Here is a 16045-nt window from a genome sequence, read left to right as displayed (position 1 = left end):
AAATAAAATAATAGCTAGCTTATGTTGTGTATACTCTAAAATTAGTTCTATCTTTCACCTACGAACCTTTTTCATTCAAATCATGACAATGTCAGAAATATATGATGTGGAAGCATTGAAATTGATTTAATCAGCATCGCAAATGAAGTTGATATCTCCACTACTCGAGCACCGATTAAGGTTTCGATACTTGGTTGTGTTATAAATGGCCCTGGGGAAGCAAAAGAAGCTGATATCGGAATTGGAGGAACACTTGGTAAAAGCTTATTCCATAAAGGATAAATTTTTCGCAAAGTGCCAGAGGAAACTATGGTTAAGGAATTAAAAAAGGAAATTGATCAATTAGCCAAAGAATACTTCAAAAAAAGAACCTGAAAAACAAAAAGCCTAATAAAGAGCAAAAGCGGAAACGCTTTAATATTCATCTCAGTATCATCATAATATTGAAATAATTATATTTATATTATTTTTACCTCTGCTAAGAAAATCTTATATTAATCTAGCCTTCTCAACCTTAGGGAGAGGCATTTGGCTAAAAACCTCATTTATTGATGGTACGGTTCACTGCACCTACTATACGAGCGTTTTTTATCAACAGCTGAAAAACATATTAAAAATTCATGTTTTATAATGAATTTTTATGACCCTTTATACATTAATGATTCCACATTGCACTGCCACCATTTAAACAACACTAGGACTATCACTCATTAATGATTATTCTTCCTCTCGTAACAGAAGGGCTTCCTTCGCCATAACCGCAAGTTCAATTGTTTCAAGGGTTTTGCAATAATTATTTAAAATTTCACCGTTGAAGCTGGCTTCTTTATAAATATAATCCAGAACACGCCAATCCTCAAACCAATCTCTACTCTTCGTATCTTCATGAGGGGTATTCGGCCAGGCGTATTTTAAAGACGGACTGTACAGCCGCTTAGCTCCCTTTCTTAACAAACAATTCTTGACCCGTCTTTTATAAAGGGAACGGGGTAAAGATTCATTTACATCATTAAACAAATCAGGCCAATAATCTTTCCTTGAGCCGGTATGAGGGCATTCATGTGCCCATTTCAAGACCCTCGCCAAAATCTCTTCGCGCTGAAAAAGAATGGAATACAAATTTTTTCCGAATAAAATTCTTTCGTGGAGCGAAGTGAAGTGCCGTGAGGTGGCACCGACAAGTGAAGCTTTCTCCGCTTTTTCCCCTTCATAGTAGGGAAATAGAATGTTATTCAGCCGCAGAAACTCGTACATTTTGAAACTGACCGTACCGGTTACGTTTTTTTTGAAATGATGATTTTGAATCAACCCTTTTTCCAAATAGCTTTGTTCATTTATCACCATCGCAATTGCCAACGTATAGCTATCCCCGCTGCGCCAAAAATAACGCCACATCGTCTCCATGAAGGTAGAAGTGTAAAAGAAAGGCAAAAGGTGGAACATTTCTTTGCTCCCCCTCACACTCAGATCATAAACCGAAAATTGAGGATATACATCTTGAAAAATCAACCAACTGCCGCGTTCTAAAAAGGAAAAAAAAGCTTTCTGATCTCTTTCAGGTAGAAGTTTCGTCAGCAATTCCCCTTTTAAATCCGTCATGTTCCAACCGACATTTCGCGATACCATATGTCCAAGAAGAGCCCAATGTATTTCAGGATACTGAAGGTAAAACTGAAGATAAGCTTGCGTCCGTGTTACATTGTTTTGGTTAAGTTGTTTCGTCTGTTCTCTTATAAGGTCAATATATTGTTTATCATTTTCTGATAAACATGGCAGAAGGTAACCAGATTTCTTCTTCATCTTTTTTTTCAATTCTTTTTTTACATCTGATAAAGAGTCCAGCAAAACGGCATCATCCTTTTCAAAGCATTTTGACTGTTCCCATCTCCCCATCAAAGGAACATATTCATAGTGCTCACGGAATATGAATGATAAAAAGAGAGATTTTTGGGAGAGGATAGGTAAAATGATGGATCGGGTATATAAGGAAATGAACAGAATCGCCCATCAGTTGGTCCAAGACCAATCAGAGGACGGGGCCTGGCGTTATCCTTTTGAGACCGGGATTGCAACGGACTGCAGTATGATTATCTTATTACGGACATTGGAGATAAATGATGAGAAGTACATAAAGGAATTGGTGCAACGTATCGCTAGGAAACAGCAGGAAGATGGGTCTTGGAAGCTGTTTCATGATGAGGAAAAAGGGAATCTGACATCCACTGTGGAAGCATATTATGCTCTTCTTTATTCTGGTTATCGAGATTCAAAAGACCAGGAAATCCAATCAGCAAGAAGGTTTATTCTGGCCAATGGAGGGGCCGCGGAAGTCCATATGTTTTTGAAAATCCTATTGGCCCTAACAGGACAATGTGCGTGGCCGCACTTCCCCATTAATATTGAAGTGATGCTTTTACCAGACTCCTTTCCAATTAACCTTTTTGACCTCTCCGTATACGGAAGAGCGAATATTATCCCTTTTTTAATTCTCGCCAATACGAATTTTCGTAAGAGAACCCCTCGATCGCCTAATCTCTCCGATTTGTTTCAAAAAAAAGAGGTTCGTTTTTTTACAGAGAATCAAGAGGAAGAGGCCCGCTCGGTGATCAAATTGATTAAACAGGGGATTAAGGGGCTAAAATCCTCTGTAAACCTTCGGGAATTGGCATTATCCCGTGCTGAAAAATATATGCTGGACCGAATCGAACCGGACGGCACCTATGTTAATTATTTCAGCACGACCTCTCTCATGATTTATGCCTTACTGGCGAGGGGGTATCCAAATACACATCCGGTGATTACTCGTGCCGTGCAAGGATTAAAAGCGATGACCTGCCGAATTGACGGGGAGCTTCACTGCCAGTACACGACTGCTTCAGTCTGGAATACGACTTTAATCAATTATGCTCTGCAAGAAGCTGGGGTTCCCTATTCATCCAACATTATACAAAAGGCAAATGATTACATTCTCTCCCGTCAGCATCTCAAATACGGGGATTGGGCCATTCATGAACCGAACCTGTTACCGGGAGGTTGGGGGTTTGCGGACATGAACACGTTCCACCCAGATATTGACGACACAACCGCTTCACTCCGAGCGATACGTACTTTGGCCACAAAGCAAGTGGATTGCCGGCAATCATGGGATCGTGGAATAAACTGGCTCATTTCCATGCAAAACAATGACGGCGGTTGGGCTGCATTCGAAAAGAATGTAGATAAAAAAGTGTTGAACCTGTTACCTATAGAAGGGGGAAAAGATTTATTGATTGATCCGTCGACGGTTGATTTAACGGGAAGGACTTTAGAATTCTTCGGAAACTATACCCATTTGGATCATCATCATCCTATGGTAAAGCGTGGAATTCGTTGGCTGCTGCGGCATCAAAATTCAGATGGCTCCTGGGTAGGGCGATGGGGCGTGTATATTTATGGTACTTGGGCGGCTGTAACGGGATTGATTGCGGTTGGGGTACCTACAAATCATTCAGCTATTCAAAAGGCACTAGCATGGTTGCGAAAAATTCAAAATTCCGACGGTGGCTGGGGAGAATCCTGTAAAAGTGATATCGAAAACTGTTATGTGCCGTTGGGCGAAAGTACCCGCACTCATACCGCTTGGGCCCTTGACACACTCATCTTAGCCGCAACTAGCATAACACCTGAAATTGAGAACGGTGCAGCTTTTTTAGTGGATAAAAAAGAAAAGAATTGGACGACGACCTATCCAAAAGGAAGGGGAATGGCAGGATCCTTTTATATTAATTATCATTGTTATGAATATGTTTTTCCATTGCTTTCCCTTGCCCATTATCAAAAATTAGCTGGCGGGCAGCTTCTAACGGATTTTTCACATAAGAAGAATACTACTTAACAATTTATTTACTAAAAGGCATACTTTGTTGTTTTGTATCCTAAAGTAACATGCCCATTCCATTGCGCTCCAGACACAAGATTCCCTGGGGAGGAAGTTGAGCTTCCTTGGCTTCGCCTTTGGCGTCTGGGCCTTTCCTCTGCTTCCCTTAGCAGCCAGAGTGTCTTCCACTCCATTCCGCTATGTGTAAAATTATATTCAAAATCACAATCTTTAAGGTCATAGCCTGCTAAAAAAATCTCTTGAGTGATTTTTCGGTATACTTTTACCTCTTGTCCCGCAAAAGGGAGAAACGACAGAAGACGGCAGGTATTGGAGAAAACGAAATCTAACCAACTAAAAAGGAGGGAGACAAAGGATGCTAGGAACTCTCCAACAATTTTTCAATCTGAACACATTAATATGGTTGCTTCCCATCGTTTTTATTTTCCATGACTTAGAAGAAATCATAACCATTGAATCTTCCATGACTGCAAACAAAGGCCATTATCCGAAAACTAACTTCGTCAAACTAGCATTAAGAATGAGGGAGAAAACAGGTTCAACTGCTGCCCAGCTTGCTATTTCGGCTACATGGATTTTACTGTTTATCTCCTTCATTACATTGACGACCGCCCATTTTTCATCTAATGGAAGGGGCTTTCTTTTATTTATAGCCATTCTTAATTTATTTGTTTTGCAAGCATTCATGCATATTGTTCAAACCATCATGTTTAGGGGCTACACGCCTGGCATCATAACGTCATTGTTCCTCCTTATCCCTTACTGCCTCCTTACGTATTATTCTTTAGCTGAATATGGACAGATGGACTGGCATTTAATATTCACTAGCATCCCGGTTAGTATAATCTTCATCCTGATTTTTCTAGTTGGTAATCTTTTAGGCCGTTATTTTATTCAATAACTGGCCCAGATTTTTTTATAAAGTCACTTGACCGGCTGGAGTTAAAGAATCCTCCTTTTTAATAACTAGCAAGTTTGCATTAACGAGCGCTTTTGCAAGATCATTTTCGGTTTCTACCTTACCCTAGTCTATTTTGTTATAAGTTTCTTCATTTATGAACATGTGTCTTGACCCATTAGAGATGAAAGCTTTAAAAATGAAAAACAACTACCCATAGCTCCATCAGAATAAGGGTAGTTGTTTTCGTCACAAGTAATTTGTAGATAAACCGAACCCAGTAGGCTTGGCCATTTACGAGCGATGACAGGTACTTATTTTTAACAGAATGGCTTAATTTCTTCCTCCGCGAGCGTTGGATCTGCCTTTCTTTTTTCTTTGTTCATTTGGCTGCTTATCAGTGTCATTTCTTTTTTCTTTGTGTGCATTTGAGTCTTTTACCATAGTTATTCCCTCCGTTATCCCTTAAGAATGTTATTCAGCAACATCAAGTATTATCATAACCGAAGCCTGTTGAATTATTCGATGGCAAGCAAACGTTTAGTCGACTAACAGTTCCTACTGCCAAGCCTGTAGTGGACCTTCACCACCATGTTATCGTCCATGTCGGTTGCACATAAAAAATGAGGTCATGCTTTTAGAAGCATGACCTCATTTTTTAAACTATTCAGATAAATACACCTGGATTGCGGCATACCTCTGCACCCTTAATCCAAATTTTTTACAACAAATTCGAATCCAAAGATTGGATTATATAGAAAAGATGTTTGCGTCCTCACCATGGGGAGACATGAAATGGTGCAATTCTACAAAAACATACTCAAATTCATAACCGTTAATACTGTCTGGTCAGGAATGATTGTCCTTGCAGCAATCCTCCACTGCCCATCTACTTTCCGAATGATATCCTCCCGCTCGCCAATAATTTCTTCTATTTGATGTTCGGAAGCTCTGCTGCGTTTGAAGTAAAAATAGCTTCGGACATTATATTCATCGGAATTAGCACCAGGCTTTATCATGATGTTGGTGATATAATGCCTCTGCCTTGTTCGCGGATCTTCAACCCACGCGGACTTCGTATAAAGCCGTTTCACCCTCGTCTCAAGGGATTTTTTCGTTTCTTCAAAATATGTCATATCATCAACGATATTCGAACCATCTCTTCTTTCCGTTGTCACACGCAACGGCATGCGATATATAATATCATCGGTTAATAAATCATGCCATTCTTGATACATATGGTGGTCTAACAAATAGGCTTCATGATATAGAAATTGAGTAATTTCATGTTGTAATTCTGAATTCACTTGAGTGTTTGGAAATTGTAATTCCATGCTCACTGGCTATCCTCCTCTTCGTCCAAAAGACCTTTTGAAATTAGTTCGAACCAACGTTTTTGAATACTTCTTGCTAAGTTATCCGTATAAGTAGATGGGTAAGCAACACCTGGTCCAGGAAAGTTTTCAACTGGCTCAAATACGTCTTCTCCCAATAGGTAATTGTTCACATTATTATAGCTTAATTCTTTATCTTCCATCATGAGCGCGTCGCTTACTTGAATAATACGAGCCCAAACTTCTGTATCATCCTGTTCTAATGTTCCAGAGGGACCAAAGGAACCGACATAAGACTTATATGCTTTCTCCTTGTATTCTTCGGGTGCTGCCTTATCAATTAAGAACCAACACCATACTTCCACTTTATCAGGCCCTAAAGGTCTCCAAATCCGAAGATTTAAGTAGTTGATCATCTCGCCTTCCATCCCATGCACTGGACTGTCGAAAGCAAGGTTAGGGAACATACCACCGACAAAAACGGTCGCATTTGAAAAGATTTCATTTTGTTCAGGACTTAAATTTCGTTGAAACATTGGCCACATCGATTCAGGCAATGTTTGATATTTATAGGGTGATTTTCCTGTTGCAGACGTCATAATACTTAGACCGTGACCGTTACCTAAAACGATCTGATGGCCATAGCTTGCAAAATTCGGGTCACTTGGGCTGATTCCTAATTCAACAGTGGACCGGTGATTCGTTTGAACATGATATGGATCTGAAGCGAAGTTTTCTTGTGTCATCTTCCAGTTGGCTTGTGCTGTCCAACGTTGAGGAACGCCTCTGACTTCCATTCCGCCATCACTTCTGCCTAACAGGATGTCTAAATACCATTTCATATCCCCAAGATAATCCTCCAGAGGCATCGCTTGATGATCCAAGCTTGCAAATATCAATCCTTGGTACATCCCAACTTTCGGAATTGGACGCAGCCCCCACTCGTCCTTTATCATTTTTTCTCCGTATACTTTTTTTCCGGATACGACACCAACCAGTTCCCCTTCAAGGTTAAAACTCCATCCATGATAGGGACAAGTAAACGTTTTCTTTTTTCCGAAATCAGCCGTACATAGATGTGCGCCTCTATGCGTACAGGAGTTTAGAAAAGCTTTAATCTCTCCGGAATTTGTTTTCACAAGTAATACTGGATCACTCGCAATCCAACGCGTCACATAACTTCCGGGCTCTTTTAATTCAGATTCATGCCCCAGAAATTGCCACGTTTTACCAAAGATCTGTCTGCGTTCCAGCTCATAAATATCCTTATCTGTCACTGCCCATTGCGGCATTAAACCCTTATCTAACTTTTCTTTCAGCTTCTGTAATGTTTGCTTATTTACGCTATCTTTAACTAACATTCTCTGTTCACCTCATTAAATCTAATTTTGATGAGTAAGATATATTTCCGCTCATTTCTACTTTGTAATATCTATTGGTAATATTCACAAATAATTGCAAGTTTATAAGTTTTTTGTTCTATCATTCCAGCCATATAACCTCCCCCTATAATTGGTTGGCGAACTAAATATTTAATTATATTATTATTTGAAATCTTCTGCTTTTTTATAGTTTAAAACGTATTTTACATAATGTATATAATGGTTTTTTATGATTTTTTATAATTATTTATGATTGTTTATGATTAAAGCCTGTTTGGCTAATGCTCTATTATTGTGATTGTTGTGGTTATGGAGCTAGGGTAAGCAAAAGGAACAAACCAAGACCAAAAGTTAGGTAAATACAATTTCAAAAAATTATTAGGGGTATGGCAGCCATATTCATAATATAATTCTTTAATTCAGTACAGCATAAAAAAGGCAACTATTTTAAGTTGCCTGTGCTATTTTCTACTATTTAATTTTTTCCCTCCAAAAAGGGAACCCGTTAATACACGAACTACTCCTTTAAAAAACCTCACTTACTTATGATACGGTTCACCGTGATATTTCTAAGTGAGGTTTTTCTTTATAAGATACTTTATATTTTATTTATAAATAAATGGATGATTAGAAAAAGTTCCTTGAGCTCATTTATGAACAAGTTTCTAAAAATTTTTTTAAACGATGTCACATCTATTCACCCTTTGTCGTCTTGAGTTATGAAATAACTTTAGGAGGTTATCTTATGACTCAAAAATGGGATATTGTTATTGTTGGTGGTGGATTAGCAGGCTATGTTGCAGCTAGTTATTTAACTAAAACCAATTTATCTATATTAATAGTAGAAAAAGGAAAAAAGATTGGCGGCAGGGCTAGAACAAACAAGGTGAATCAACAGTATTTGAATCTAGGTCCGCACGCCCTTTATAAAAAAGGAAAAGCCAAGTCTATTCTCGAAGAATTAGGTATTAGTCTTAATGGAAAATCACCAAAATTAGGCGGTATATTAATTGAAAACAATATTGAACATGCTGCACCGCTTTCTCCTTTGGACCTTTTTACAACAAGTCTTTTGAATGGGAAAGAACGTATGAAATGGATCGCGGTTTTATTGAAAGTGATGAGTATAGATCCTGAAAAGTTAGCAGAGCAAACATTCCAACAATGGGTTACACAAGTAGCCAACTCTAAAAAAATTAAGTCATTATTACGTATACTTGGAAGACTTGCAACATATTGTAATGCTCCTGAAATGGTGAGCGCCAAAGTAATAGTATCGAATATGAAAACTGCTATGGGAGGCGTCCTTTATCTAGATGGCGGCTGGCAAACGATCATTGACCAACTTCACAATAAAGCAATCATCTTGGGTGTTCAGGTTCAATCACATACTCTTGTTAAACAAATTGATCCCGTTAAACAGGATCAATTTAAATTAATCCTGTCTAATGACGAAGAAATTCACGCGAAGTATGTAATCTGTACAACTGGTCCTCATGAACTTAATGCAATGTTAAACGAAAAGGTTAATATTTATCAAAACAGCTTTTTTACCCAGATAAAAGCTGTAAGAGGTGCAACGTTAGATCTTGCTTTAACAAAACTTCCTAACCCAAGGAGATTGTTCGCCATGGGCATCACAGATCCCCTCTATTATTCTGTGCATTCAAATTATGCCCGCCTTTCTGATGATACAAAAAGTGCAGTTCTTCATGTATTTAAATATCATCACCCAGATGATCACATTGATGGAACAAGTATTAAAAACGAGCTTGAACAATTCTTAGATAAGCTGCAGCCGGGATGGCAGCAATATGTGATTACAAAACGTTTTATCCCTAACATTACAGTGAACCAGCGCTTACCCCAAATAGGAGATGAGCAAAAGCTACAGCGTTCTAAAACAGAAATTCCCGGATTATATATAGCAGGAGATTGGGCTTCCCCTAACTCCATTTTGGCAGATGGCGCAGTCAGCAGTGGAAAACAAGCAGCTGAAGAAATCATTTTAAACGAGAGGAGGAAAAATAGTGCAAATTACGAAAGAAGATTACCACCTATTTAAACCATTGCTGTTTTCAATAGGTTATCGGATGTTAGGTTCAGTAGTGGAAGCAGAAGATATTGTCCAAGAAACTTTTCTAAGAGCTTACCAAGTAAGTGAGGAAAACATAAAGATTAAGAAAGCATATCTCTGTAAAATGATGACAAACCTCTGTCTGGATGTATTAAAGTCTGCACGGTACAGACGAGAACATTATGTGGGACCATGGAATCCTGAGCCATTATTAATAGAAAGCTTACAGGCCTTTGATCCATCTGAAATGCTTGTACAAAAAGAAGGATTAAGTATTGCCTATTTACGAATGATGGAGCATTTGGCACCAGATGAACGAGCAACCCTCCTTTTAAGAGAGGTATTTGATTTCCCTTACTCAGAGATTGCTAACATCATTGAAAAGAAAGAAGAAAACTGCAGAAAAATTTTTAGCAGGGCTAAGCAAAAGGTCTCACATGTGGAAGGTGAAAGCTTAAACTATGAGAAGAATAAGCTAATCATTAACCGCTTTATAGAAGCATTTCAAATGCAAAATACGGATGCCTTATTAGAACTTGTATCAGAAAATGTCACACTATTTTCTGATGGCGGTGGAAAAGTCACAGCTGCTGTACGTCCAATCGCATCCTTCTCCAACGTTTTAGCCTTATTATACGGAGTCATAAAAAAGGCCCCTGAAGACTTTTATATTGAGGTTAAAAATGTCAATTGTCAACCAGCAGTTGTAATATACATGAATGGTAAGATTCAAAGTATCCTTAGCTTTTATATTAGCAATGAAAAAATAGTGGAAATGTATATAACAATGAACCCAGATAAATTACCTATTCATTAAAAGCTATAGAGATAGAGGGAGAAGAGATCATGCTTGGCAGCAGTTTTTTATCAGGATTCAATAGAATAAATCTGATCTACAAGTTAAGGGTTTCCAATTGCTGAAACCTTGTATCTAATTATTCAAAATAAAACTGTCCCTAAAAGGCAATTAATGAAACCCTTTAGGGACAACCGCTTTTCTTCCTTTTCTAGTAGAAGAACCTCATTTACTTATGGTACGGTTCTCCATATCGGAGCTAACGACGAAATTCTAGCATACGTATCCTAACTAAATATTTATTATGTCTTCCTATCTTAGATAGTTATACCCGCTGATTGATTCAGCCGTGTTGAGGTCAGGTCATCATCTTTCAGTCCGCGTTGGGGGTATAATCACTTAATTGCCTTGCTGACTTTAAGCTTCTTGCCTTTGATAGTTGTTTCTTTCATAGCTTGTAAGACTAATGATCCTTTCCCATTAAGAATATCAACATAGGATAAATTATCCTGAATGGTAATAATACCAATATCATCTGCTGTTACTCCAGGAATTTTCGCAATCGTTCCAACAAAGTCTACAGCTCGAAGCTTCTTCTTTTTCCCGCCGTTGAAATGGAGTTTCATGATATCCTTGTTTATTCGGGCAGTTTTATTGTTTTTCACGACCCGGCGACCACTGATTTTTTCCTCAAAAGCGTTTTTTCCTCCGGCTACCTCCTGCCGTGTCGGTGCTTCCCTTACCGGTATTTCAAAGCCAATGTATTTTTCAATTGCTTTAAGAAATTTGCCTTCATAAGGAGTTGCAAACATAATTGCTTTTCCTTTATTACCAGCACGCCCGGTTCTGCCTGTTCGGTGAACATAGCTCTCTTTTTCCATCGGAACGTCATAATTGATCACAAGTGTTACATTATCAACATCGATTCCTCTAGCCGCCACATCGGTCGCCACGAGATAACGAAAATTCCCCGTTTTGAAGCCATTCATAACCGCAAATCGATCTTCCTGTTCTAGTCCTCCGTGGAGTTTTTCACAAGAATAGTTGGATTTTTCCAATTCGGCAAACACTGTGTCGACATGTTCTTTAGTTCTGCAGAAGATAATACAGCTATCCGGATTTTCGACAACTGTAACGTTTTTAAGCAATGAAACCTTTTCTTCTTCTTTCACTTCAATTACACTATGTTCAATCGTACTCGTAGTGATCCCTGTAGAAGCAATCTGAATATTAATAGGAGTATTCATATATTTATGGCAGAGATTTTCAACATCTTTAGGCAATGTAGCGGAAAATACCATCGTTACTCTATTTAAAGGGAGTTTTTTTATTATAGCTTCTACTTCGTCGATAAAACCCATGTTAAGCATTTCATCAGCTTCATCTATAATAAGGTAGTTTATTTGGTCTAAAGTTAATGTTTCTCTCTCAATATGATCCATCACACGCCCAGGTGTGCCGACGACTATATGGGTTTTTTGTTTTAACTCTTCTTTTTGTTTTGTAAAAGGTTCTTTGCCGTAAACCGCCATAGCTTTAATTCTTTTAAATCTACCGATATTTGTTAAATCCTCTCGAACTTGAACGGCAAGCTCCCGAGTTGGCGTAAGAATTAATGCCTGGGGCTTTTTTTCCTCCCATTCAATCATCTCGCAAACAGGAATACCAAAGGATGCCGTCTTGCCACTGCCCGTTTGAGATTTCACTACAAGATCCTGATTTTCCAATGCTCTTGGTATGACTTCGCCTTGAACCTCTGTGGGCGTTTCATATTTTAACACAGCAAGAGCTCTTTTTATTTCATCGCCTAAATTATAATCATTGAAACTTCTTTTGCTCATGTATTTAACCTCGTTTTTTATATTATTTGACTTATTTATAAAATTCCTCAAAAAGAAATATCATATGCAAAATCTGACTAGTTCATTATACTTGAAATGCCAGGCATACATACGGTTAAGATTCCTAAAATAATATACAAACGCAAAAAACTGCTGTGCCAATTTATAATTTCTACTGATACCCTCTTATAAAACTATAAATTAGATCATTCAAATTACGTGGCTCCTTTCAGAAATAACCTTTTTCCTTTAGTGACCCATAACAATTATCACCCAACACAACATGGTCAAGCACATCCACTCTAATGATGTTACCAGCTTGAACTAATCGCTCTGTTACTTCGATATCTTCTGGGCTAGAAGTGGTTTCTCCTGATGGCACAAATGATTGTTTCTGTATTTATTAACTATTTGAATAATCAAAGAGTAGATATCTTAGAAGAACACCGTTTTCATAGAATTATTTCTATACTCCAAGAAGGGTTAGCTAATTCTTATTTAGAAACCGGCTTTAAAGGATCCAATACAAGACCTTCAATATTAAAACAAACCTTAGATGACTTAATTAGCAAATATAGTGAATAGAAACACAAAAAATCTCCCATGTTTTAGGGAGACTTTTTGTGTTTTTAAATATTTTTACTTGATTTATTTATTAAAACCTCATTTACTTATGGTACGGTTCCCCCCGGTTAATCCGAAAGCTTCGGTAGATCTGCTCTACTAAAATCAACCTCATCAGCTGGTGAGGAAACGTCATTTTCGAGAAGGATAACGTGTCGTTCGCCCGCTTCATAACGCCTTCATGGAGGCCAAGTGAGCCGCCAATGATGAACGCGATTTTGCTTTTGCCATATGTAGCTAGCTGATCGAGGTTTTTGGCGAGTTCTTCGGATGTTTTCATTTTGCCTTCAATCGCCAGAGCGATCACGTGAGTATCCGGACTGATTTTAGCAAGAATTCGTTCACTTTCTTTTTGTTTTACTTGCTCCATTTCTGTTATACTTAGTTCTTCCGGGGCTTTTTCGTCTGCGACTTCAATAATGTCGATTTTGGCGTAAGCGGAAAGACGTTTGACATATTCGGCAATTCCTTGCTTTAAATATTTCTCTTTTAGCTTTCCAACAGTTACGATTGTAATATTCACAGCATTTCCTCACTTTACAAACAGGTTGTCCACAAAACTATCCACATATCCACAAATCTGAAAATTCTCATCTATTTTTATCCGAATTTTCAAACTGAATTTCGATTTCATACCAAGAGGCGATTCCTATCGAAAAACAACGAATCATCTGGTGCCAAAATAGCCCTTAAAAAGAGCAAACCTGTGTATAAGTCGCTCTTTTTTACTTATCCACAGGTATTTTTCTATTTTTTCCGAAAAGTTATACACATACTCACAATAACTATCCACATCTTGTAGGGAGAATATTAGTTTGCTACTACATATTCCGCTTCTTTTTGACAATATTCACATGAACGCTTCTCGTCTTCTACCCTCTCGATGACTGGAGCTTTTTCATATTCATCTACGATTACATCTAAGGCTAGCTCTGTATGTTCCTGACAGCAATAAATCATTCTATCCGCTCCTTTGCTTGTATAGTTTATCACGAAAAAGCGCAGAAAAGCATCATCGCTTTTCTGCGTCTTTTCATTACAGTGCTTCTTCAGAAGTTAGGGTCATTGTCTCTTTTCTCAATTTTCCATTGCGATAGAAATGGATTTCCATTTTATCGCCGACTTTTTTCTTATTATACATGTATTTACGAAGCTCTAAAATATCATGTATCTTTTGATTGTCGAGCTGTACAATGACATCAAATTCCTGCAAGCCTGCTTTTGAAGCTGGCGTATTAGGATAAACCTGTTCTACCATCGCTCCATCAGTAATGTTTTTCGGAAGTTTCAACGTTTCCTGCTGATGGTAGGCTGGTATTTCATTAACGTTTCTAAGGGTCACACCCATTGCTGGACGGACCATTTTGCCTTTAGTTTCTAAATTATTGATAATGGGTTTTGCAAAATTAATGGGGATTGATAAACCGATACCTTCTACTGATTGCTGGGCAATTTTCATAGAATTGATGCCAACAACCTGCCCGCCAATATTCACGAGGGCACCGCCGCTGTTACCTGGATTAATTGCCGCATCCGTCTGCAGAACTTCTGCCTGCCAGTCCACTTCACCGTCACCATTTATATCAACCGGTATCGCACGCTCCAGCCCTGAGATCACTCCCTGGGTGACTGATCCGGAAAACTCCAAACCGAGCGGATTCCCGATGGCAATGACAGGCTCTCCAGCTTTTAATGCGTCCGAGTCACCAAACTCAGCTACTTTCTTTACATTTTTTCCGTCTATTTCAACGACCGCTAAGTCGCTCCAAATATCTGTACCCCGAAGCTTTGCGGGGACTTTCGTTCCGTCCGCTAGAGTGACCTCTAATTGCTGGGCACCTTGCACAACATGATTATTTGTGACCACGTATGCCTTATCGCCGGTTTTTTTATAAATAACACCAGAACCTGTTCCGGCTGGCTGGGCAGATTCCCCTTCCCAAAAGCTGCCGGATTGAATGTTCGTAATCCCGACGACTGCATCCTGCGCTTTATCGACTGCTTTAGTCACATCGGTTGTAACATTGAGCGAAACCTCTTGCCCTTTTGGCTGCTCCTTATTTGGTTCGATTTGTACGTTTTTATCTTCTTGTTCATTTGGTAATACATTATAATCAGCCAGCTTAGGAAGCACTAAAATTACAAGCAGCGCCCCTATAATAAGCCCCGCCAGACTAGCTAAAAAATAACCGCTTTTCCGGGGGCCGCGCTGATATCGGCCATTGGCTTTGTCATCATCATAATAGCCCAAACACCCTCACCCTTTCCACTACATACTTTCAGTTATTTTCCCCATGTAGCACAAATTATAACGCTCTAGTCAAAAAATTCAACAAAAATGCCATACCGCCCGGCCCTTCCTTTACAATAATCTATAAAAAAACCGCCTGATTCAGCACTCAGACGGTTTTGTTTATAGGTTAAAGCTCTGTTAGCAGGGTTGGTACTTTCGGATCGGTATGCAAGAGTTCAAATTGTTCGCCGACTGGCATGTCTTTCATTTCAAGCGTTTGTGTGACGCTCATTTTTGCCAAGTCTTTCATATTATTATCTTGGCTTAAGTGTGCCAGATAAATCCGTTTTGTCCGGTCACCAATCACGTCACTCATGGCGATCGCAGCATCCTCATTCGATACGTGGCCGAAATCACCTAGAATACGGCGTTTAATATTCCACGGATAACGGCCCACACGAAGCATTTGAACATCGTGGTTGCTTTCAAATACATAGGCGTCCGCGTTTTTAATGACGCCTTTCATGCGATCACTGACATAGCCTGTATCCGTAATTAACGCTAGTTTCTTGTCTTCATGATGGAAAACATAGAACATCGGCTCAGCTGCATCGTGTGATACACCAAATGACTCAATATCCAAATCTCCGAAACTTTGCACCGTTTCCATGTCAAATGTGAATTTTTGCTCTGTATCGATGTTGCCTGTTAACTTGTCCATCGCCTTCCACGTCTTTTCATTCGCATAAATTGGCAGTTTATATTTTCTGGCAAGTACACCAAGCCCTTTAATATGATCACTATGTTCATGTGTCACAAGGATACCTGTTAAGTTCTTTAATTCACGGTCAATGGAAGCAAACAGCCCCTCCATTTGCTTACCGCTCAATCCGGCATCTACTAAAAATGCTTGATCCTCTGTTTCCACGTAGAAAGCATTTCCTGTACTGCCGCTTGCCAGAACGCTAAAACGCAAAGTCATG

14 protein-coding genes and 1 pseudogene are annotated in these 16045 nt (G+C 38.9%); 6 read left to right on the top strand and 9 right to left on the bottom strand.

Annotated features, from left to right (window positions below):
- Positions 1–105: 105 nt before the first annotated feature.
- A pseudogene (locus A8F95_RS21560) lies at positions 106–375 on the top strand (4-hydroxy-3-methylbut-2-en-1-yl diphosphate synthase); the annotation flags it as partial.
- Between the two features lie 342 nt (positions 376–717).
- Here A8F95_RS21560 and A8F95_RS04770 read toward each other — a convergent pair.
- The gene (locus tag A8F95_RS04770; RefSeq protein WP_065409495.1) at positions 718–1893 is read right to left on the bottom strand and encodes a DUF2515 family protein; all 1176 of its coding nucleotides are present in this window, start codon (positions 1891–1893) and stop codon (positions 718–720) included.
- A gap of 73 nt (positions 1894–1966) precedes the next feature.
- Here A8F95_RS04770 and shc point away from each other — a divergent pair, with 73 nt between their 5' ends.
- Together shc and A8F95_RS04760 are read left to right on the top strand one after the other, a co-directional pair.
- Positions 1967–3874: a squalene--hopene cyclase gene (gene shc, locus A8F95_RS04765; protein ID WP_065409494.1), complete on the top strand. Its 1908-nt coding sequence runs from the start codon at positions 1967–1969 to the stop codon at positions 3872–3874.
- A gap of 358 nt (positions 3875–4232) precedes the next feature.
- Positions 4233–4778 carry an HXXEE domain-containing protein gene (locus A8F95_RS04760; RefSeq protein WP_065409493.1) on the top strand — a complete coding sequence of 182 codons (546 nt, stop codon included), beginning with the start codon at positions 4233–4235 and terminating at the stop codon, positions 4776–4778.
- 803 nt (positions 4779–5581) lie between these two features.
- Here the strand turns inward: A8F95_RS04760 and A8F95_RS04755 are convergent.
- Both A8F95_RS04755 and A8F95_RS04750 read right to left on the bottom strand, forming a co-directional pair.
- Entirely contained in the window at positions 5582–6109 is a 528-nt protein-coding gene (locus A8F95_RS04755; RefSeq protein WP_245671136.1) for a 3-phenylpropionate/cinnamic acid dioxygenase subunit beta, read from the bottom strand.
- Between the two features lie 2 nt (positions 6110–6111).
- Positions 6112–7470 carry an aromatic ring-hydroxylating oxygenase subunit alpha gene (locus A8F95_RS04750; protein WP_065409492.1) on the bottom strand — a complete coding sequence of 453 codons (1359 nt, stop codon included), beginning with the start codon at positions 7468–7470 and terminating at the stop codon, positions 6112–6114.
- Between the two features lie 766 nt (positions 7471–8236).
- Between A8F95_RS04750 and A8F95_RS04745 the strand changes: the two genes are divergently transcribed.
- Positions 8237–9556 (top strand): phytoene desaturase family protein, encoded by a 1320-nt coding sequence (locus A8F95_RS04745; RefSeq protein WP_065409491.1) that lies wholly within the window; start codon positions 8237–8239, stop codon positions 9554–9556.
- Positions 9522–10385 (top strand): RNA polymerase sigma-70 factor, encoded by an 864-nt coding sequence (locus A8F95_RS04740; RefSeq protein ID WP_077247218.1) that lies wholly within the window; start codon positions 9522–9524, stop codon positions 10383–10385. The genes A8F95_RS04745 and A8F95_RS04740 overlap by 35 nt, the downstream gene beginning before the upstream one ends.
- 374 nt (positions 10386–10759) lie before the next feature.
- On the opposite strand, the gene A8F95_RS04735 is transcribed toward A8F95_RS04740, so the two are convergent.
- A complete protein-coding gene (locus tag A8F95_RS04735; RefSeq protein ID WP_065409490.1) occupies positions 10760–12205 on the bottom strand; it encodes a DEAD/DEAH box helicase in 1446 nt (481 codons plus the stop codon).
- A 229-nt stretch (positions 12206–12434) separates the two neighbouring features.
- Entirely contained in the window at positions 12435–12587 is a 153-nt protein-coding gene (locus A8F95_RS21555) for a JAB domain-containing protein (protein WP_342669938.1), read from the bottom strand.
- Between A8F95_RS21555 and A8F95_RS23295 the strand changes: the two genes are divergently transcribed.
- On the top strand, positions 12581–12790 hold the full coding sequence (locus tag A8F95_RS23295; protein WP_065409489.1) for a hypothetical protein: 210 nt from the start codon (positions 12581–12583) through the stop codon (positions 12788–12790). The two genes, A8F95_RS21555 and A8F95_RS23295, sit on opposite strands and share 7 nt — an antisense overlap.
- 82 nt (positions 12791–12872) lie before the next feature.
- Here A8F95_RS23295 and rlmH read toward each other — a convergent pair whose 3' ends face one another.
- The 4 genes from rlmH to A8F95_RS04710 form a co-directional block, all read right to left on the bottom strand.
- Positions 12873–13352 carry a 23S rRNA (pseudouridine(1915)-N(3))-methyltransferase RlmH gene (rlmH, locus tag A8F95_RS04725; RefSeq protein WP_065409488.1) on the bottom strand — a complete coding sequence of 160 codons (480 nt, stop codon included), beginning with the start codon at positions 13350–13352 and terminating at the stop codon, positions 12873–12875.
- Positions 13353–13639: 287 nt separating this feature from the next.
- Positions 13640–13789 (bottom strand): CxxH/CxxC protein, encoded by a 150-nt coding sequence (locus A8F95_RS04720; protein WP_065409487.1) that lies wholly within the window; start codon positions 13787–13789, stop codon positions 13640–13642.
- A gap of 76 nt (positions 13790–13865) precedes the next feature.
- Positions 13866–15080 carry a S1C family serine protease gene (locus tag A8F95_RS04715; RefSeq protein ID WP_065409486.1) on the bottom strand — a complete coding sequence of 405 codons (1215 nt, stop codon included), beginning with the start codon at positions 15078–15080 and terminating at the stop codon, positions 13866–13868.
- Positions 15081–15249: 169 nt separating this feature from the next.
- Positions 15250–16044 carry an MBL fold metallo-hydrolase gene (locus A8F95_RS04710; RefSeq protein ID WP_065409485.1) on the bottom strand — a complete coding sequence of 265 codons (795 nt, stop codon included), beginning with the start codon at positions 16042–16044 and terminating at the stop codon, positions 15250–15252.
- Between the last annotated feature and the right edge of the window lies 1 nt (position 16045).

The sequence above is a fragment of the Pseudobacillus wudalianchiensis genome, assembly GCF_001685015.1.
Lineage (GTDB): Bacteria > Bacillota > Bacilli > Bacillales > Domibacillaceae > Pseudobacillus > Pseudobacillus wudalianchiensis.
The sequence above is the reverse complement of the archived record's forward strand: the minus strand, read 5'-3'. Positions and strand labels throughout refer to the sequence as shown.

Bases quoted from the DNA above. Each gene is read 5' to 3' on its own strand.
- A8F95_RS04750 (WP_065409492.1), bottom strand. From the start codon at position 7,470: ATGTTAGTTAAAGATAGCGTAAATAAGCAAACATTACAGAAGCTGAAA.
- A8F95_RS04760 (WP_065409493.1), top strand. From the start codon at position 4,233: ATGCTAGGAACTCTCCAACAATTTTTCAATCTGAACACATTAATATGG.
- A8F95_RS04710 (WP_065409485.1), bottom strand. From the start codon at position 16,044: ATGACTTTGCGTTTTAGCGTTCTGGCAAGCGGCAGTACAGGAAATGCT.
- A8F95_RS04745 (WP_065409491.1), top strand. From the start codon at position 8,237: ATGACTCAAAAATGGGATATTGTTATTGTTGGTGGTGGATTAGCAGGC.
- A8F95_RS04735 (WP_065409490.1), bottom strand. From the start codon at position 12,205: ATGAGCAAAAGAAGTTTCAATGATTATAATTTAGGCGATGAAATAAAA.
- A8F95_RS04755 (WP_245671136.1), bottom strand. From the start codon at position 6,109: ATGGAATTACAATTTCCAAACACTCAAGTGAATTCAGAATTACAACAT.
- A8F95_RS23295 (WP_065409489.1), top strand. From the start codon at position 12,581: ATGGCACAAATGATTGTTTCTGTATTTATTAACTATTTGAATAATCAA.
- A8F95_RS04770 (WP_065409495.1), bottom strand. From the start codon at position 1,893: ATGGGGAGATGGGAACAGTCAAAATGCTTTGAAAAGGATGATGCCGTT.
- A8F95_RS04720 (WP_065409487.1), bottom strand. From the start codon at position 13,789: ATGATTTATTGCTGTCAGGAACATACAGAGCTAGCCTTAGATGTAATC.
- shc (WP_065409494.1), top strand. From the start codon at position 1,967: ATGATGGATCGGGTATATAAGGAAATGAACAGAATCGCCCATCAGTTG.